Raw genomic sequence first — 18,242 nt, forward strand, 5'->3', positions numbered from 1 at the left:
TGCAGGACGTGGCGCGCCTACTGCCAGCCGTAGCGGCGGATGTAGAACTTCTTCAGCGCCGTGGTCAGCACTGCATAGCCGAACAGGATCGCGACCAGGAACGGCCAGTAGCCGGGCGGCAGTGCCTGCAGCTTGAAATAGCCGGCCAGCGGGCTCATCGGCAGGGCCACGCCGATGACCATGATCAGGCCGGTCATCAGCAGCAGCGGGGGGGCGGCGATGCTCTGCAGGAACGGCACCTTGGGCGTGCGGATCATGTGCACGATCAGGGTCTGGGTCAGCAGGCCGACCACGAACCAGCCCGACTGGAACAGGCCCTGGTCGGCCGGCGTGCGCGCATCGAACACGTACCACATCAGCGCGAAGCAGGTCAGGTCGAAGATCGAGCTGATCGGCCCGAAGAACACCATGAAGCGGCCGATGTCCGCCGGGTTCCACTTCAGCGGCCTGCGTACCAGCTCCTCGTCCACATTGTCGAACGGGATGGCGATCTGCGAGATGTCGTACAGCAGGTTCTGCACCAGCAGCTGCAGCGGCAGCATCGGCAGGAACGGCAGGAAGGCCGAGGCGACCAGCACCGAGAACACATTGCCGAAGTTGGAGCTGGCGGTCATGCGGATGTACTTGAGCATGTTGTTGAACGTGCGCCGGCCCTGGATGACGCCTTCCTCCAGCACCATCAGGTTCTTTTCCAGCAGGATGATGTCGGCCGCCTCCTTGGCGATGTCAACCGCGCTGTCCACGCTGATGCCGATGTCGGCTGCACGCAGGGCCGGTGCATCGTTGATGCCGTCCCCCAGGAAGCCGACCACCTTGCCCTGGGCGCGCAGCGCGCGCACCAGCCGCTCCTTGTGCAGCGGCGTCAGGCGCGCGAACACCCGATGCTGATGCAGCGCGCGCGACAGTGCACCGTCATCCATGCGCTCGACCTGCGGTCCGGTCAGGATGGTGTCGGCGTCCAGGCCGACCTGGGCGCAGACGCGGGCGGTCACCAGCTCGTTGTCGCCGGTGAATACCTTGACCTCCACGCCATGCGCGGCCAGCGCCTGCAGTGCCTGGGCGGCCGATTCCTTCGGCGGGTCGAGGAAGGCCACGTAGCCGACCAGGGTCAATCCGCATTCGTCGGCCTGCGAGTACACGGTCTGGCTGGCAGCGGTTTCCTTCATCGCCACCGCGACCACGCGCAGCCCCTGTTCGTTCAGCTCCTCGGTGGTCTGCCGGACGCGGGCCAGGCGGCGCTCGTCCAGCGGCATGTCCTGCCCGTTCTCGCGCACCGTGCTGCACACCGCCAGCATTTCCTCGACGGCACCCTTGCAGATCAGCTCGTGGTGGTCCTCGCGCTCGGAGACCACCACCGACATGCGACGGCGCTCGAAGTCGAACGGGATCTCATCCACCTTGTGATAGTCCTGCGACAGCCGCAGCGAGCTCTGCAGCTCCACGTGCTCCAGCACCGCACGGTCCAGCAGGTTGATCAGCCCGGTCTGGAAGTGGCTGTTGAGGTAGGCGAACTTCAGCACATCCTCCGAATCGTGGCCGAACACATCGGTGTGCCGTTCCAATGCGATCTTGTCCTGGGTAAGGGTTCCGGTCTTGTCGGTGCACAGCACTTCCATCGCGCCGAAGTTCTGGATGGCATCCAGGCGCTTGACGATCACCTTGCGCCGCGACAGCAGCACCGCGCCCTTGGCCAGGGTGGAGGTGACGATCATCGGCAGCATTTCCGGGGTCAGGCCCACTGCCACCGACAGCGCAAACAGGAAGGCCTCGGTCCAGTCGCCCTTGGTCCAGCCGTTGATCAGCAGCACGAACGGGACCATCACCAGTGCGAACCGGATCAACAGCCAGCTGACGCTGTTGACCCCGGCCTGGAATGCGGTCGGCGCGCGGTCGGTGGCAGTGCTGCGCTGGGCCAGCGTGCCGAAGTAGGTGCGGTTGCCGGTGGCCAGTACGACTGCAGTAGCGGTGCCGGACACCACGTTGGTGCCCATGAACAGCAGGTTGTGCTGTTCCAGCAGGCCGGCCAGGCTGTCGCCCGGATGCGCGAACTTCTCCACCGGCAGCGATTCGCCGGTCATCGCCGCCTGTGCCACGAACAGATCCTTGGCGGTCAGCACGCGGCAGTCGGCCGGAATCATGTCGCCGGCCGACAATACGATGTGGTCGCCGGGCACCAGTTCGCGGATCGGCAGGTCGAGCAGGCGCGCCGGGCGACGGCTGTGCAGGTGCGCACCGAAGTACTGGTCCGCGACATCGGCGGCTTCGGTGCCGGGGTTGCGGCGCAGCACGCGCGCGGTGTTGCCTACCAGCGCCTTCAGCCGTTCGGCGGCGCGGTTGGAGCGGCCTTCCTGCACGAAGCGGATCAGCGTCGACAGCGCCACCATGGCGCCGATCACGATCGTTGCCTTGATGTCCTCGGTCAGCCAGGACACTGTGGCCAGCACGGTCAGCAACAGATTGAACGGGTTGCGGTAGCACTGCCACAGATGGCGCCACCACGGCAGCGGCTTTTCGTGATCGACTTCGTTGGGGCCGAGCGTGGCCAGGCGCTCCTCGGCCTCGTGGGGGCTGAGGCCATCGGCATGCGAGCCCAGCGTATCCAGCAGGACAGCTTCATCCTGCTGGGCCAGGGTGACCAGGCCGGTGGTGAGCGCGAACGGCGCTGCCTCGGCGCTGCCAGGGCCGAAACCAGCCTCGGGCATCGCGCGGCGGCGGAACAGGTTGCCTGCGCGGCGGCTGCGCAGGAAGGCGTTGAACCAGGCGTTGAGCAGGCTCATGGGACTCTCCTCGAATGTCAGAGCCGGCCGGGGCCGGAACACGAACGGAATGAACGGAACAGGTCAGGCGTGGCGCATCGCCAGCACGGCCGGTGACCATGGCTGCATGTGCAGGCGTTGGCTGCCGCCGATGCACAGCGGCTTCATCGCATCGCGCAGCGGGTAGGGAAGGTGGCGCAGTACGTTGATGCGCTCGCTGATCGGCAGCAGCGACAGCGCGTCGGCGACCACGCGTGGCGAGCCGAGCGACAACGAACGGGCGAACATGACCGGGCCATGCTGCAGCAGCTGGCTGCGCAGGGCGGCGACATCACGCTCACCGATCAGGCGGCGCAGGGTGATGTAGAGGATCTTGTAGGACATGGGGGCGATCTCCAGGCAGGCGGCACCTGGCGATCCCCCGTCACTCAGGCAGGCAGGGACCGGCGGACAGGCGCCAGGAACAGGCAGGAAGCGGGCACGAGGGGCGCGTAGCGCCCGGCAGGGTCGGGGTCCATCTGCGTCTCCATGAGGGGCGGGGCCGGCCAGGTGTGGCCCGGCCAGTGGCGCTATTGTCCGCCCCTGAATGGGGCAGTCCTAGAGGCTCGTGGGTTAGCCCGGCTATACCTTGGTATAGCGACGGTCTGGATGCGCACCCTGCGGGTGCGCGGCCGTGCCTGCCGCAGCCGTCGGCGCGTGATCAGGGGCGTGTTGATGGAAGCGCCGCCAGCGCCGACCACTGCGGCGCTGGCGGGAGGCCGGGCAAGAGGCGCCGGCTGGGACGATCAATGCGCCTTGGACGTGGTCTGCTTGCAGACGTCGTATTCGCCGCGGCTCAACTTCTGGTCGCGGTCGGTATCACAGGCGTGCAGGCGTTCGGCCCAGTCCGGTGCCACCGCATCCACTTCGGCCAGGGTGACGATCCCGTCCTTGTCCTTGTCCAGCGACTCGTAGGACGGGATCAGCTTCACCTCGGTCACATCCTCGGCGGCGGTGGCCTTGCTGGCCTCCTGCGGTTTGGAGCAGGCGCCCAGCAGCAGGCCGGCAACAACGACGAGGGCAGCGGGAAGGTAGCGGACTCCGGTCATGACAGGCTCCTGTGAGGGCTTGGGATCGCCACCGTGGCGCCCATGGCCGGATCATCGGCACCTGCCTGTAAGGGACGTGCGAAGAATCCACGGCCCGCAGGCAAGCGGTGGGGCGTCATTCACCCACGCGGGGCGCAGGGGAGAGTCGACGCGCGCGCAGCGCGGGGTTTTCGGTTTCCTGCCAAAAGCAGTCGACTGACAGTCGGCTCTACCAGCACGCAAGCGTCAGGATGCCGGCCAGCGGCCGGCACCGCCCCGTGTCTTCAGAACCGGTCGGCGAATGCGTCCGTTGCCCGCACCAGCGCATCGACCGTGGCCGGCTCGTTGGCGCTGTGGCCGGAGGTCACCATCTCCAGGCGGGCTTCCGGCCATGCCTTGGCGAGATCCCACGCACTGCGTGGCGGACAGATGATGTCGTAGCGCCCCTGCACGATCACGCACGGCAGGTGGCGGATGCGCTCGACATCACGCAGCAGCTGGTCGGGCTCCAGGAAGATGCCATTGCGGAAATAGTGGGCTTCTATGCGGGCCTTGGCCAGGGTGTCGAGCGGGTCGTCCGTGGACACGGCATCGACGTCATGCTGCAGGGTCGCGGCGTTGTCTTCCCAGCCCAGCCAGGCCTGCGCGGCTTCGATCCGGGTTGCCGGGTCGGCGCTGTCCAGGCGCTTCCAGTAGGCGGCGATCATGTCGTCGCGTTCTTCCACCGGGATGTAGGCCTCGTAGCGATCCCAGCGTTCCGGGAAGATCCAGCGTGCACCGCCACTGGCCTCGGCGAACCAGCGATTCTCGATCCCGCGGCCAAGGAACACGCCACGCACGATCAGGCCGGTCGCACGCGCGGGATGGGCCTGCGCGTAGGCCAGCGACAGCGTCGAACCCCAGGAACCGCCATAGACCAGCCAACGATCGATGCCCAGGTGCTCGCGGACCTTCTCGATGTCGGCCACCAGATCCTGGGTGGTGTTCCCGCGCAGCTCGCCGAATGGTGTCGAGCGGCCGCTGCCACGCTGGTCGATCAGGACGATGCGGTAGCGCGCCGGATCGAAAAAGCGGCGATGGGTCGGCGAGATGCCCGCGCCCGGGCCGCCGTGCAGGTACACCACCGGGATACCGTCCGGCGTGCCGCACTCTTCGACATGCAGGGTGTGCAGTTCGCTCACCGGCAGGGTGAACTCACGGTACGGTTCGATCGCCGGGTACAGGGTGCGCATGGTGCATGCCTCACAAGCAGGGGCGGCCAGCATAGCGCTGCAGCCTGGTGTCTGCAGTGGCACATGCTTTCCTGACGCTGGAAATGGGCTGGCCGATGCGCATAAGCTTCCGCGATGCAAGCGACCACGTCTGGGACGTCCGCACTCAACCCCGGCCTCAGCAGCGGCGCGCGCGAGCTGCTGAAGTGGCTCGCACTGCTGGCCATGACCGGCGACCATGTGGCCAAGGTGGTGTTCGGCGGCTATCTGCCGGTCGTCAGCGAACTGGGGCGTATCGCCTTTCCGCTGTTTGCCCTGGTGATGGCCTGCAACCTGGCGCAGCCGGGTGCGGACCTGCGCAGGTCGATCCGTCGGCTGGCGCTATGGGGAGTGATCGCGCAGCCAGTGCATGCCTGGGCGTTCGGCGCCTGGTTGCCGCTCAACATCCTGCTCACCTTCCTGCTGGCCGCCGTGGCGGTGCAGGCGCTGGTGAGCAACCGGGCGTTGCTGTTGCTGCTGGTGGCGGGCGTCCTGCCGATGCTGGTGGACTATCAATGGGCGGGCGTCGGTTTCGTGGTGCTGGCTTGGCTGGCGTTCCGCCACCGTGCCTGGTGGCTGTTGCTGGTGGCGTTCGGCGCGCTGTGCTGGGGCAACCACAACGGCTGGGCCCTGTTGGCCATTCCGCTGGTGCTGGCGGTGGCGCGGGTGCAGTGGCGGCTGCCACGCTGGCGCTGGGCGTTCTACGGGTACTACGTGGGGCATCTGGCGGTGCTGGCCACTGCAGCCCGCCTGCTGGCGTGAACCACGCCGCAGGCGGCCTCCACGCATGCCGTGGTGCTGCCGGATGAGCCGGGCAGGGCCCGGCCCGGCAGCGCTGCGGATGCCTGCTCAGAACTCCATCGTGGCCGACAACAGCAACGTTCTCGGTGCGCCCAACGCCAGGCTGGACAGCAGCGGCATGCCCCAGTAGGCCTTGTTGGTCACGTTGTTCACGCTGGCCCGCAGTGCAAGAGGGCGGCCTGCCAGCGCGGTGCTGTAGCGTGCACCCAGATCGAACACCGTTCGGCCCGGTACCGACAGGCGGTTGTCGGCGCTGATGTACTGCCTGGACATCGCCGTGGCATTGCCGGTCAGGGTCAGGCCCTGCAGTGCAGGCACATCCCACTCCACGCCCAGCTTGGCCTGCCGCTGCGCAACGGCAGTGGCAATGCGGCCTTCGTTCACGCCACCGGTGGTGCGGGTGAGCTTCGGCTGCACATAGGCCACGCCGCCCAGCAGGCGCACGCCGTCCAGCGGCGAACCGAAGAAGCCCCATTCCACGCCGCGGTTCCGCTGTTCGCCACCGAACGAGAAGATATTCGTGACCGGGTCGGTGTAGCTGCTCGGACGCTTGATCTCGTAGAGGCTGAAGGTATGCGCGAAGCTGCCCAGGTCCAGTTTCAGGCCCAGCTCCTTCTGCTTGGTGCGGAACGGGGCGAACACATCGCCGGCATTGGCCGCGGTCATTGGCGCGGTGGCGCCCTGGCTGAGGCCCTCGATGTAGTTGGCGTAGACCGAGAGCGCATCGGTGGCCTTCACCAGCACTGCGGCGGCCGGGGTGGTCGCGCTCTCGTCATAGCGGGACGTTCGCGCGCCGGTGACCACGTTGAAGGTCTCGCTGACCACCTGCTGGCGACGCACGCCTACCGTGAGCTGCACGCGGTCGTCGGCGAAGGACAGCGTATCGGCGAACCCGATGCTGTCCAGGCGCAGCTCGGTATGCGAGATGTGCGGCGCCACGAACGGTGCAGCCGGGCCCCACACCGGGTTATAGAGGTTGGTGGTCCAGTCCCAGCCCGGCACGCTGCGGCGGCCATAGTCGTTCTGGGTGTGCTGGTAGTGGGTCACGTTGGCCGCCCACTGGTGACCGACCTTGCCTGTGCGGAAGCTGCCGCGCAGGCCAGCGTCTCCCGATTGCTTCCTGATGTCGAACGCCAGCTGGCCCATCACGGTCGTGAAGTCACCAGCCGGATTGAGGATCTGCGCACTGATCGAGCCGTTGTAGCGGTAGTCGGTCTTGCTGGCGCCATAGGCCAGATAGGCCATCAGGCTATCGTTGATGTCCAGCTCGCCGCGCAGCATCGCGCCCTTGTCCTGGCTGTCGACGTAGGCCCAGTCCGGGTTGATCAGGGTGTCGCCGCGCGGGGGGCGCGGAATCGCCACGCCCGGTGCCAGGCCGACACCTCGTGCGGGGCCATCGACGCGGTCATCTGCGCTGTACAGATCGGCGGAGAGGCGGGCGCGCTCGCCGCGCCAGTCCAGCGCCAGCGAGCCCAGCTGCACCTTCTTGCTCTGCTTGCCCACTGCACCGTCGCCATCACGGTAAGCGCCGTTGAAGCGGATGCCGAACTGCTGGTCCGCGCCCAGCCGACGGCCCACGTCCACATGCGTGCCGAACTGCGCATCAGAGGCGAAGTTGGCGCTGACCCGCAGCAGCGGCTGCTCACCCGCGCGCTTGGGGACCAGGTTGACGCTGCCACCGACCGAACCGCCCGGCGGCATGCCGTTGAGCAAGGCGGACGGGCCTTTCAGCACTTCGATGCGTTCGAACATCTCCGGCGAGGTGCGGTAGTACGGCGCCATGCCGCTGAGGCCGTTGAAGGTGGTATCGCTGGTGCTGGAGGCGAAGCCGCGGATGGCGTAGTTCTCGCTCCAGGCGCCGGTCACGCCGTTGCTGAACACCGTGGGGTCGGTGGCGGCGATGACGTCGGTGAGGTCCTTGGCCTGGCGGTCGCGGATGAAGGCCTCGGTGTAGCTGACCGTACTGAACGGCGTGTCCATGAAGTCCTTGTCGCCGAGCAGGCCGACCCGGCCACCGGAGGCCACCTGGCCGCCGGCATAGTCACCGGTCACGCGGCGCTGTTCCTGCACCTGCACCGAGGGCAGGGTGGACGGCGCGGACTCGGCAAGCGCCGCCGACGAGGCCAGCAGCCCCAGTGCCAGGGCCGACACCCGGCAGCGCCGGATCGCGCCCGGAGAATGCGCCAGAACGCGGGGCGCGCCGGCTGCGGCGCGCTGCAACGGAGAGGAGAGGTCGTACACGGTCATGCCAGATTCCTGTGAATCGCAGGTGCGAGCGCGCCTGGCGCGCTGCCGGCGGCAAGCACGTGAGAGGGCGCAGCGCAGGGTTGTCGGCTGGGTGGGGACCTGGCGGGAAGGGAGCCACGGGCTCGAGTGCGGACCGCGCTGGGGTGCGAACCAGACGCATTCCGAATTAGTTGAGTAAATTAAACTAAATTGGATCAAGCGGACAAGAGGGTCCTTTTGCTGGCACCCTCGCTACGGTATGAACATGCAACCTGACATCCCGGCGGCGGCCCGAGGCCGCCCACCGACCATCACTCCCGATCGGCTGGCCGACGTCGGCATCAAGCTGGGCCTGCCGAACCTGACCATGGCCAGCGTCGCCGCCGAGCTGGCGGTGACCCAGGCCGCGCTGTACAAGCGCGTGGCCAACCTGGAGGCGCTGAAACGGCTGGTGGCCGACACGGTGTTCCAGCGCTGGCAGATTCCACTGGCTTCGGCCGACGCACCGGGCGGACTGCAGGCCTACCTGACGGGATTCGTCGAGTCGCTGTGCACGGTGGTGAAGGCTCACCCGGGGCTGCCGCCGTATCTGCTGCGACGGTCGGTCGCGACCGCACCGATGCTGGAGAAGATCGCTTCGCACCAGGCCCATGTGGCGGAGGTGTTCGGCTTGCCGTTGGACAAGGCGCGCTGGTTGCTGGCGACCATCGCGTTCTACTGCATTGCCGGTGCGGACACCGTCTATGGGCTGGTCGATGACGAGACCGAAGTGCTGACCGGCCGCCGCGTGCAGGATGAGGAAGTGATCGCCGAGTTCAAGCAGGGCATGCGTGCGCTGGTGATCGGGTCGCTGGAAGTATTGGCGCTTCGGTAGATCCACGCCCTGCGTGGCGGCCGTTGCACGGCTCGGCACAGCCCCATCCAGGCACGGCGTGGATCTACAATGCGGCCATGCCTGCCACGCCCACTCTCGATGATCTGCGCCGCTACGCGGTTGCGCGCACGTTGTTCAGGCCCACCACGCTGCTGGCGGCGATCCGGCGCCTGGGTTTCGTGCAGGCCGACCCGATCCGCGCGCCGGCACGCGCACAGGACCTGACCCTGCGCCACCGGGTGAAGGACTACCGCGCCGGTGACCTGGAGCGGCGTTATGCGCGCCTGCCGGTGGAGGAAGATTGCCTGGTGAACTACGGCTTCCTGCCGCGCGAACACCTGGCGTTGATGCATCCGCGCGTGTCCAGGCGAGCATGGGATACCGAAACCCAGCGCCGGGCGATGGACGTGCTGGCCTTCGTGCGCGAGCGTGGCAGCGTGCATCCGCGCGAGGTCGATCAGGCGTTCGCGCATGGCCGGGTAACCAACTACTGGGGCGGCACCAGCAATGCCAGCACGCACCTGCTGGATGGCATGCACTATCGGGGCCTGTTGCGCGTGCAGCGGCGCGACAGTGGAACCCGCATCTACGCTGCGGCCGACCATGCCGACACAGATGCCGGCGAGCAGGCGCAGATTGAACGCGCCGCTGCCCTGATCGACCTGGTGGTGCGCAAGTACGCGCCACTGCCGTCGGCCAGCCTGACCTACCTGGTGCGGCTGCTGGGCTACGGCGCACCGCATCTGGCCGAGCAGACCCGGCAGGCGTTGAAGCGGGCCAAGCAGGAACTGGCCAGCTGCACGCTGGATGGCACGACCTGGTACTGGCCCGCCGACGAGAACCCGCGCTCGCGCCGGTATGTGCCGGACGAGCAGGTGCGCCTGCTGGCACCGTTCGACCCGGTGGCATGGGACCGCCGCCGCTTCGAGCTGTTGTGGGGCTGGGTCTACAGGTTCGAGGCGTACACGCCTGCACCGAAGCGCCAGTACGGTTACTACGCCCTGCCGGTGCTGTGGCACGATCAGGTGGTGGGCTGGGCCAATCTCAGCGCCCGTGACGGTGCGTTGGCGTCCAGCGTGGGCTACGCCGGCAAGTCACTGGCCCGCGACAAGGTATTCCGTGGCGCGTTGGAAGACGAGCTGCAGCGCATGGCGGATTTCCTGTAGCGCCCAAAGCAACGGCGCCCACCAGGGTGGGCATGTACCGGGGCCGTGGCCATCGATGGCGTGCCTGCAATGATGATCATCCCGCACAGGTAGGGGGGCGCTTGCCAGCGGGTCGGCGCGCATTCGCCGTGCGCGCGTTGCCGGGTTGGAGCTCACGATGACGATCAAGGCATTCTGGGACGATCCCTACCGGCTGCGCCATGAGGCGCGGGTCAGTGCTGTCTCAGGTGATGAGATCCAGCTGGACGAGACCATTTTCTTCGCGTTCTCCGGTGGCCAGGAAAGCGACGCTGGCTCCATCGACGGTCATCCGGTGCTGGACGCCCGCGCAGGCGGCCTGGACATCACCTATCGATTGCCCGAAGGGCATGGCCTGACTGCGGGCGATGTGGTGGCGGTGGAGATTGATGGTCCGCGCCGCTACGGCCTGATGCGCCACCATTTCGCGGTGGAGATGATCCTGCAGCTGGTGTATGCGCTGGAGCCGGGCATCAGCAAGGTTGGCGCGCATATCGGCCCGGCCAGGGCCCGGATCGACTTCGCGCGCACTGGCAGCATTTCGGCGTTGTTTGACGCGTTGCTGGCCCAGTCCGCCGCCCTGGTGGCGGCCGACCTGCCGATCGTCACAGCCTTTTCCGATGAGGCCAACCACCGCCGCTACTGGCGGGTGGAGGGCTTCGCGCAGATGGGGTGTGGCGGCACCCATCCACGCCGCACCGGTGAGATTGGCGCGCTCTCGCTGAAACGGAAGAACCAGGGCAAGGGTGTGGAGCGCATCGAGATCACCCTCGACCCGCGGCCGTTCCCGGCATGGTGCGGTACGTTGCCCGGGTAGCCGCCCACCTTGGTGGGCACCGCAACGTGTCGGCACCCACCAGGGTGGCCATCTACCGATTCCATCGCCCATGCGCCACCATCGCCAGTACCACTACGCCGGCGGCCACGCTGGTGTGCGCGGACAATGCGGCCAAACCAGAACCCACCCCCAGCCCGCGCAGCGCAAACACGGTGCTGAACACCAGCAGCGCCCAACCCAGGGCACGCAGCTGCTGGGTTGACTGCGCGGGCAACGCTCGACCCAGTATGTCCCGTTGATGGCGCTCCATCGCCAGTGCCAGGCAGGCGAATGCGGCCAGTGACAGCACGAACAGGATGAGGTGGATCATGCGCTGGCCTCCGGTGCCGCATTGGGTGACGCAGCAGACGGCCGTGCGCGCTTCACCTTCGGCGCATGCCGCCAGGTGCGCCAGGCCAGCAGCGCGTGCAGGGCGGCCAATGCCAGCAGGGTCAGGTCGGTGCCGGCAAATGCCCAATCGGCTGCGGCCAGCGTGCACCACAGCGGATGCGCCGTGGTCATTGCGCTCAGCACCGGCAGCAGCGCCAACAGCAGGGCCGCCAGCAGGAACTGTTCGATCCAGGCGCGCTTCGGTGTGCGCAGCGTGGCGTGCACGAACATGGCCGCCCAGGCCAGGAAGAACACATGCACCTCCCACGCCGCGCGCCCTTGCAGGGCCGCGGGTAACAGGCGGTTCGCCCACAGATAGGCCACCATCGCCACGGATAGGCCCGCAACCGTAGCGATGTTGAGCCGCTCGACCAGGCGGAAGCCGAAGTAGGGGCGTTGCGGATCGGGCAGCTGTGCGCGGCGCTTGACCGTCCACAGCACCAGCCCGGTGCCGACCATGGCGGTACCGGCCAGGCTGACAATGAAGTACAGCCAGCGCAGGGTGGCGTCGGCGAAGCGGCCCAGGTGCAGGCCATACAGCACGCCCTGGGTGTCGGCGGCAACGCCTGAGTGCTCCTTGATCTGCAGCAGCTGCCCGTCGCTGCCATCGAACAGCAGATAGTTCGGGGTGGTGGACACACGGCTGGACTGTGCACGCACCACGGCCACGCGTGCGTTCTCGTCGCCGGGATTCTGTACCTGTACGCTGCCTACAGTGCCGGGTCCCCAGCGCTGTTCGGCCTGGTGCACCAGCGCACCGACATCGGCGAGCGGAGCAGGCTGGCCGGCGGCCTTCTGCGGCGGCAGGAACAGGCGCATCTCGCTGACCACCTCGGCCTGCTGGCGCTTGTCCGGCAACTTGGCCAGGCCCCACGGCATGTACAGCACCGCCAGCATCACCAGGCCGCTCCAGGTGATCATGAAATGGAACGGCAGCCCGAGCACCGATACCGCCGCGTGACCGTCCAGCCACGAGCGCTGGCCCTTGCCCCAGCGGAAGGTGAAGAAGTCGGCGAAGATCTTCTTGTGGGTGATCACGCCGCTGACGATGGCCACCAGCATGAACATCGCACACAGGCCGACGATCCAGCGGCCCCACATCGCCGGCATGTAGTGCAGGTTGAAGTGGAACGCGTAGAAGAAGTCGCCGCCGCCGGTGTCGCGGGCCTGCAACGGCGCACCGGTGCTGGCATCGAACAGTCCTGAGTCGAAGCCGTGCCGGCCACGTCCACCCGGGCTGGCCCACATCGCCGACACCCACGGCATGCGCGTGCTCGGCAGGCTCAGGTTGATCTGGTTGGCTGCTGGGGTGTCGGCCATGAGTGCGCTGACGGTACGCTGTGCGACCGCTGCGGCGTCCGGCATCGTTGACGGTGTGGCGATTTCCGGGCGGGTGTAACGCGAGAGCTCGTCGCGGAAGTAGCTGGCGGTGCCGGTGAGGAACATCGCGTACAGGATCCAGCCGGCCAGCAGCCCAACCCAGATATGCAGGTCGGACATGGTCTGGCGGATGCCGCGTGGCCTGGGGGTGCGATCGACCTTGCTCATGCTGCGCCTCCGCTACCGACCGTCTGTGCGACCAGCCACAGGGGCAATGCCGTGATGAGCAGGCCCAGCCATGCGCGCCACGCCGAGCGCACCGCGAACACCCAGACCACGGCGCCGGCATACAGCAGGAAGCTGGCGAGCATACCGGTGAACACGGCCTGGCGGCCATCGATGGGCAGCGCCAATGCGGCGATGCTGCACAGCGCAGCCAGGGCATAGCCGCCGAACAGCGCGGCGGCGATACGTGAGACCCATGGCAGCCAGGCCAGCACGGAGGCGGTACGGGAAACGCTCACATCAGTTCTCCGGGGCGCCATGCGCGACGGCATGACGCCCGTGCATCAGGCATCAGAAATCGACGGTGGCCGACAGCAGCGCGGTGCGCGGCGTGCCCAGTCCGGAGCCGAGGCTGCCGGCCCAGTACGCCTTGTTGGTCAGGTTCTGGACACTGGCGCGCAGTACCAGCGGATGGCCGGCCGCCTGCAGCGCATAGCGGGCTCCGAGATCGAACACGGTGCGCCCGGCAACCCATTGGCTGTTGTCGGCATTGATGTAGCCCTTGGACAGACTGACCGCATTGCCGGTAAGGGTGAGGCCGGCGACGGCCGGAACGTCCCATTCCACGCCCAGCTTGCCCTGCCACTGTGGCGTGGCCGTGGCCAGGCGCCCCTGATTGATGCCGCCCTGGGTACGGGTCAGCTTCGGTTGCAGCCAGCCGATGCCGCCGAGCACGCGCAGCTGTTCAGTGGCCTGGCCGAACACGGTCCACTCCACGCCACGGTTTCGCTGCTGGCCGCCGAACGAGAACACGTTGCTGGCGGGGTCGGTGTAGGAGCCGGGCTTCTCGATCTCGTATACGCTGAGCACACTGGCCAGGCGACCGAAGTCGAACTTGGCGCCGACCTCGCGCTGGCGCGTCTTGTACGGCGGAAACACGTCGCCAGCGTTGGCGGCTGTTGCCGGCGCGGTGCTGCCCTGGCTCAGGCCTTCGATGTAGTTCGCATACAGCGACAGGCGCTCGTTGGCCTTGAACAGCAGCGCAGCTGCCGGGGTGTTGGCGCTGGCGTCGTAGCGTGCGGTGCGCTTGCCGGTGCTGCCATCGAAGGTATCGCTGAGCACGGCCTGATGGCGGATGCCCAGGGTCAGCTGCACGCGATCATCGACGAAGGACAGCGTATCGGCGATGCCGAAGCTGGTGGTACGCACTTCCGCGGTCTTCGGAAGCGAAGCATCACTGAAGCTGCGGTCGATGGCCGGGCCCCACTGCGGGTTGTAGAGAGTGGTCACCCAATCGCGGGCCAGCAGGTTGCGCTTGAAACCGAACTTCTGATCGTGCTGGTACCAGGCGGCACTGATCGCCAGCGCGTGATCGACCGCGCCGGTACGGAACCGCGCCGACAGACCGGCTTCGGCGGTGTCCTTGCTGTAGATGAAGCGCTGGTGGGCGAAGTTGTTGCGGAACTCGCCGGCCGTGTTGGTGATCAGCGTGGTGGCGCTGGCGATGGAGTCGAAATCGGTATGGCCGCGGCCGTAGCTGGCATGCGCCTGCAGGTGGTCGCTGATGTCGAACGACCAGCGCAGGGCGGCAGCCTGGTCCTTGACGGTGCTGAAGGTCCAGTCCGGTGCGAACAGGGTGCTGGCTTTCGGCGGACGCGGCACGGCCAGGCCGGGCGCCAGCGAGACGCCACGGTTGAGGCCATCCACATGGTCGCGGCTGCTGAACAGGTCCAGCGACACCTGCGAGCGCTCACCACGCCAGTCCAGGCCGAGCGATGCAAGCTGCGTCCTGTGCTGCTGATGGTCGGTTGCGGTGTCGCCGTCGCGGTGCACGGCATTGAGGCGCACGCCGAACTGCTTGCCGGCACCGAAGCGGCGGCCGACATCCAGATGGCCGCCCCACTGCGCGTCGCTGCCGTAGCTGGCGGTGAAGCGGGTCAGCGGCGTGTCGCCGGCCCGCTTGGGCACCAGGTTCACCGCACCGCCCACCGAGCCGCCCGGCGGCATGCCATTGAGCAGCGCGGAGGGGCCCTTCAGTACCTCGATGTTCTCGGCCAGTTCCGGGGTGACCCGGTAGTAGGGGATCAGGCCGTAGAGTCCGCCGAATCCGATATCCGACGAGGCGACACCGAAGCCGCGGATGTTGAAGTAGTCGGTGATGCCACCGCTGGAGCCACTGCTGTAGACGCTGGGGTCGGTCAGCGCGATGACCCGTACCAGGTCCGGCGCCTGGATGTTGTCGATGAATCCGGCGGTATAGCGGGTGGTGTTGAACGGGGTATCCATGAAGTCGAGCTCGCCGAGCAGGCCGACGCGGCTGCCGCGGGTGACCTGGCCACCCGCATAGGCATCGCTGGGTGCGCTCTTGTCGGCGCGCACGTTCACCGTGGGCAACTGGCGGGCGCCATCGGCTGCGTCGCTGGCGTGAGCGGCGATGGCGATCAGCAGGGTGGGCAGCATCGCAGCGTGTGCGGCCAGGGACAGCGCGGAGCGGCGTGGCAGGGAAGGGGTTCGCAGGGGGACGGACATGGCGGTTCTCGTGTGGTGGGTCGTGCGATCGGCCAGCACGGCGCCGTCGGTGACCTGTGGGGGCAGGACGACGCGGGCTGTGGAATGGCTGGCAGAGGGCACGGCGCTGCCGCTGGGGCAGTGCTGCACGCGAGGTGCGTGGGCGATCTGTGGCTGGGTGGAACGAAGCGCAGGGCGCGGATGCTGCGGGGTGGATCAGATATCGTCGGCGAGGTCGTCGAGGTCGTGCAGGCCACCGCCGCGCGCCAGTACGCGCTCGTAGTTGCGGCGGCGACGCTGGTCGGTCTCGGTGGTGGTCTCGCCACGCTTCCAGTAGCCGGCAACGGCAACGTCGCTGCGCGGCAGGCCGACCGTGTCAATGAAGTGGCGGCGCAGGGCGCGCATTTCCTCGCGCTCGCCGGCGGCCCATACGGTGGTCTTGGCATCCAGGCGCAGTTGCTGCGCCTGTTGGAGCAAGGGGGTGCCGCCGGTGGCGAGGCGATGCACGCAGACGCCCTCGACGAGGGGCAGCTCGTTTACCGGGAACGCGTCATCCGAAGCGACCCAGGCCTGCGCACGCAGTCCGGTGGGCCACTGCTGCATCAGGGTAAACAGGGCCGGGATGGCGCTCTGGTCTGCGAACAGCAGGGCGCAGCTGCCTTCGCGCTGCGGTATCTGCAGATGCGGCCGCGGCCCGGTCAGATCGAAGGCATCACCGCGGCGCAGCGCACGTACCCAGGCCAGCATCGGCCCCGGTGCCTCGTGCAGCACCACGTCCAGCACGAAGCGGCGCGTCTGCATGTCCACGCTGCGTACGGTGTAGATCCGTGATACATCGCCGAAGGCGCTGCCAAGCTGGATGCGCACGGCGGTGTTGGCCCGCCGCCACGGCGTCAGCTCGGCCTTTGCCGGCAGCTGGACCACCAGGCGCAGCAGGCTGGCGCACGGCTGTTCAACCGCGACCACCTGGACCTGCAGCGCCTGCAGGCCGCGATCATGGTCGGCGCCGCGCAGCGGCCCGGCCTGGGCGATTGAAGGAGGGGGCGCGGACATCGACAACGATCCTGAGTAGTGCGAATGCGAATTAGTTACATCATAGTAAACTAAATTGAGCGAGCCGCAACCCGGGCCTGTCCGTGGATGGCCGCGACGCGTTGACCCCTGCGGCGCTGCGGACCACCATGACAGCCCTTGCCCGCGCATCGCGCAGGAACCGTTACCGCATGGCTGTACCGAAAAAAACCTCTGCCCGTGGGCGCCCGCCCAGCATCACCCGCGAGCGCATTGCCGACGCTGGCATTGCAATGACGCTGCCGGGGCTGAGCTTCGTGGGTGTGGCGGCGGCCTTGGGGGTCAGCCACATCGCGCTGTACAAGCATGTGGCGAACCTGGCGGCACTACGCGAGCTGGTGGCCGAGGCGATCTTCGACCGTTGGCAGGCGCCGGCGCTGGATGCCGATGGCCGGCACAGCATCGAGGATGATCTGCGCGCGTTCCAACGTTCATTGCGGACGCTTGTGGACGCCAATCCGGGCCTGGCGCCGTTCCTGGTCAGCCACGGTGCGAAGACGCCGGAGATGCTGGCGCGCATCAAGCACCACCATGCCGAATTCAGTCGCGTGCATGGGCTGCCGCTGGAGCAGGCCGCGTGGCTGTTGTCCACCGTGGCGTATCACGCCGTGGCGTTGGCCGACACCGTGTACTCGCGGCATGCAGTGGTGGACACGGTGCGGCGGCCACTGGACCCCGCTGAGCGCGAGGCCGAGTTTGACCGCAGCATGGACGCATTGATCATTGGTGCGCTGGCGATGTGTGGCCGCACGCCGTCACCGGCGCGCTGACCGGGCACGCCGGGCCATCGCCCACCGGGGCGGCCGTCACCGCTCAGGGCGCGCTGCCGCGCTCGGCGTCGGCCATCCCCGGGCTGACGCGACGGCCAATGTCCTTCAGGCGTGCGAGCTGGTCGACCATCGACGGTGCGTCGTCCAGGCTGCCAACGAAGGTCCACAGATAGGTCATCACCGCATACACGTGGCCCGGGGTAACCCCTTCGCGGGTGGCGAGGCGGCCAATGGTCAGCGCGAACAGCACCGCAGCGGCCGCACCGACCACTACGAAGGCAGCGGCTTCGCGGTCGGACAGCAGGATGCGCAGCCGCGACAGCGTGGTGTAGTGGCGGCGCAGCACGGAAGGGCTGACCCGGTCGACCAGGCGGATTTCATGTTCCAGGCGGTTGTTCAGGCGACCATGCAGCTGCTCGTTGCGGCGTGCGAACGAGGGCAGCAGCAACAGTGCGCCAAGCAGCGCCAGCAGGCTGGCAGCACCCACCAGCGGCTCGATCGCCAGCAGCATGGCGGCCGCACCGAACATCGAGACCAGTGCCGTGGCGATGATCGGCACGTGCTTTTCGAAGAAATCGACGAACTCACGGGCCAGCACCACGCGTGCGGCCGAGGTGGATGTGGCGTGGCCGAGCCGACGCTGTGCCTGCACCACGCTCACTGCCAGATCGGCATAGATGCGGGTGAAGGTGCGGGTATCGACTGCCCGGCGCGCCGCGCCGACCAGCCAGAACAACAGCACCACGCCCGCGTAGGAAATAGCGTGACCGACGTTGCCGCGGATGATCGCGTCCACCGCGAAGCCGGCGAACAGCGGATAGGCCAACAGCAGGGCGTTCTCCAGCGCCACCAGCGAGAACGTGCCGGTGAGCTGCCAGGGATAGGTGCGCAGGATGGCTTTCAGGGTGGCCGCCGCATTCTGCTGGCCGATGCTGCCGGCGGCAGCGGTTGGGTCGTGGGGGGGCTTCATGGGGATGGCTGGG

General features: G+C 67.7%; 16 protein-coding genes. 5 read left to right on the forward strand and 11 right to left on the reverse strand.

The window, feature by feature from the left end:
- Nucleotides 1–17: 17 nt before the first annotated feature.
- The 4 genes from mgtA to pip form a co-directional block, all read right to left on the reverse strand.
- On the reverse strand, nucleotides 18–2,777 hold the full coding sequence (gene mgtA / locus Q0P60_RS07900) for a magnesium-translocating P-type ATPase (protein WP_294990712.1): 2,760 nt from the start codon (nucleotides 2,775–2,777) through the stop codon (nucleotides 18–20).
- 63 nt (nucleotides 2,778–2,840) lie between these two features.
- Nucleotides 2,841–3,140 carry a hypothetical protein gene (locus tag Q0P60_RS07905; protein ID WP_006447714.1) on the reverse strand — a complete coding sequence of 100 codons (300 nt, stop codon included), beginning with the start codon at nucleotides 3,138–3,140 and terminating at the stop codon, nucleotides 2,841–2,843.
- 401 nt (nucleotides 3,141–3,541) lie between these two features.
- Nucleotides 3,542–3,844, reverse strand: a complete 303-nt coding sequence (locus tag Q0P60_RS07910; protein WP_294990718.1) for a hypothetical protein — start codon at nucleotides 3,842–3,844, stop codon at nucleotides 3,542–3,544.
- A 263-nt stretch (nucleotides 3,845–4,107) separates the two neighbouring features.
- Nucleotides 4,108–5,055, reverse strand: a complete 948-nt coding sequence (gene pip, locus Q0P60_RS07915; RefSeq protein ID WP_294990721.1) for a prolyl aminopeptidase — start codon at nucleotides 5,053–5,055, stop codon at nucleotides 4,108–4,110.
- A 114-nt stretch (nucleotides 5,056–5,169) separates the two neighbouring features.
- Between pip and Q0P60_RS07920 the strand changes: the two genes are divergently transcribed.
- Nucleotides 5,170–5,835: a TraX family protein gene (locus Q0P60_RS07920; protein WP_294990724.1), complete on the forward strand. Its 666-nt coding sequence runs from the start codon at nucleotides 5,170–5,172 to the stop codon at nucleotides 5,833–5,835.
- An 87-nt stretch (nucleotides 5,836–5,922) separates the two neighbouring features.
- Here Q0P60_RS07920 and Q0P60_RS07925 read toward each other — a convergent pair whose 3' ends face one another.
- Complete coding sequence (locus Q0P60_RS07925; protein ID WP_294990727.1) at nucleotides 5,923–8,121, reverse strand: TonB-dependent siderophore receptor; 2,199 nt, start codon at nucleotides 8,119–8,121, stop codon at nucleotides 5,923–5,925.
- A gap of 238 nt (nucleotides 8,122–8,359) precedes the next feature.
- Between Q0P60_RS07925 and Q0P60_RS07930 the strand changes: the two genes are divergently transcribed.
- The 3 genes from Q0P60_RS07930 (at nucleotide 8,360) to Q0P60_RS07940 (ending at nucleotide 10,975) form a co-directional block, all read left to right on the forward strand.
- Nucleotides 8,360–8,974 (forward strand): TetR/AcrR family transcriptional regulator, encoded by a 615-nt coding sequence (locus Q0P60_RS07930; protein WP_294990730.1) that lies wholly within the window; start codon nucleotides 8,360–8,362, stop codon nucleotides 8,972–8,974.
- Nucleotides 8,975–9,051: 77 nt separating this feature from the next.
- A complete protein-coding gene (locus Q0P60_RS07935; protein ID WP_294990733.1) occupies nucleotides 9,052–10,140 on the forward strand; it encodes a crosslink repair DNA glycosylase YcaQ family protein in 1,089 nt (362 codons plus the stop codon).
- Nucleotides 10,141–10,297: 157 nt separating this feature from the next.
- The gene (locus tag Q0P60_RS07940; RefSeq protein WP_294990736.1) at nucleotides 10,298–10,975 is read left to right on the forward strand and encodes an alanyl-tRNA editing protein; all 678 of its coding nucleotides are present in this window, start codon (nucleotides 10,298–10,300) and stop codon (nucleotides 10,973–10,975) included.
- Nucleotides 10,976–11,027: 52 nt separating this feature from the next.
- Here the strand turns inward: Q0P60_RS07940 and Q0P60_RS07945 are convergent, their stop codons facing one another.
- The 5 genes from Q0P60_RS07945 to Q0P60_RS07965 form a co-directional block, all read right to left on the reverse strand.
- A complete protein-coding gene (locus Q0P60_RS07945; RefSeq protein WP_294990738.1) occupies nucleotides 11,028–11,306 on the reverse strand; it encodes a DUF3325 domain-containing protein in 279 nt (92 codons plus the stop codon).
- The gene (locus Q0P60_RS07950; RefSeq protein WP_294990742.1) at nucleotides 11,303–12,913 is read right to left on the reverse strand and encodes a PepSY-associated TM helix domain-containing protein; all 1,611 of its coding nucleotides are present in this window, start codon (nucleotides 12,911–12,913) and stop codon (nucleotides 11,303–11,305) included. Before Q0P60_RS07950 ends, Q0P60_RS07945 begins: the two co-directional genes overlap by 4 nt.
- Nucleotides 12,910–13,209 carry a DUF3649 domain-containing protein gene (locus Q0P60_RS07955; RefSeq protein ID WP_294990745.1) on the reverse strand — a complete coding sequence of 100 codons (300 nt, stop codon included), beginning with the start codon at nucleotides 13,207–13,209 and terminating at the stop codon, nucleotides 12,910–12,912. Before Q0P60_RS07955 ends, Q0P60_RS07950 begins: the two co-directional genes overlap by 4 nt.
- Before the next feature lie 52 nt (nucleotides 13,210–13,261).
- Complete coding sequence (locus tag Q0P60_RS07960; RefSeq protein ID WP_294990749.1) at nucleotides 13,262–15,439, reverse strand: TonB-dependent siderophore receptor; 2,178 nt, start codon at nucleotides 15,437–15,439, stop codon at nucleotides 13,262–13,264.
- Nucleotides 15,440–15,634: 195 nt separating this feature from the next.
- Nucleotides 15,635–16,471 (reverse strand): siderophore-interacting protein, encoded by an 837-nt coding sequence (locus tag Q0P60_RS07965; RefSeq protein ID WP_294990752.1) that lies wholly within the window; start codon nucleotides 16,469–16,471, stop codon nucleotides 15,635–15,637.
- Nucleotides 16,472–16,641: 170 nt separating this feature from the next.
- Between Q0P60_RS07965 and Q0P60_RS07970 the strand changes: the two genes are divergently transcribed.
- On the forward strand, nucleotides 16,642–17,259 hold the full coding sequence (locus Q0P60_RS07970; RefSeq protein ID WP_294990755.1) for a TetR/AcrR family transcriptional regulator: 618 nt from the start codon (nucleotides 16,642–16,644) through the stop codon (nucleotides 17,257–17,259).
- Nucleotides 17,260–17,302: 43 nt separating this feature from the next.
- On the opposite strand, the gene Q0P60_RS07975 is transcribed toward Q0P60_RS07970, so the two are convergent.
- Nucleotides 17,303–18,229 (reverse strand): ABC transporter six-transmembrane domain-containing protein, encoded by a 927-nt coding sequence (locus tag Q0P60_RS07975; RefSeq protein ID WP_294990758.1) that lies wholly within the window; start codon nucleotides 18,227–18,229, stop codon nucleotides 17,303–17,305.
- Nucleotides 18,230–18,242: the final 13 nt, after the last annotated feature.

Source organism: uncultured Stenotrophomonas sp. (assembly GCF_945952405.1).
Lineage (GTDB): Bacteria > Pseudomonadota > Gammaproteobacteria > Xanthomonadales > Xanthomonadaceae > Stenotrophomonas.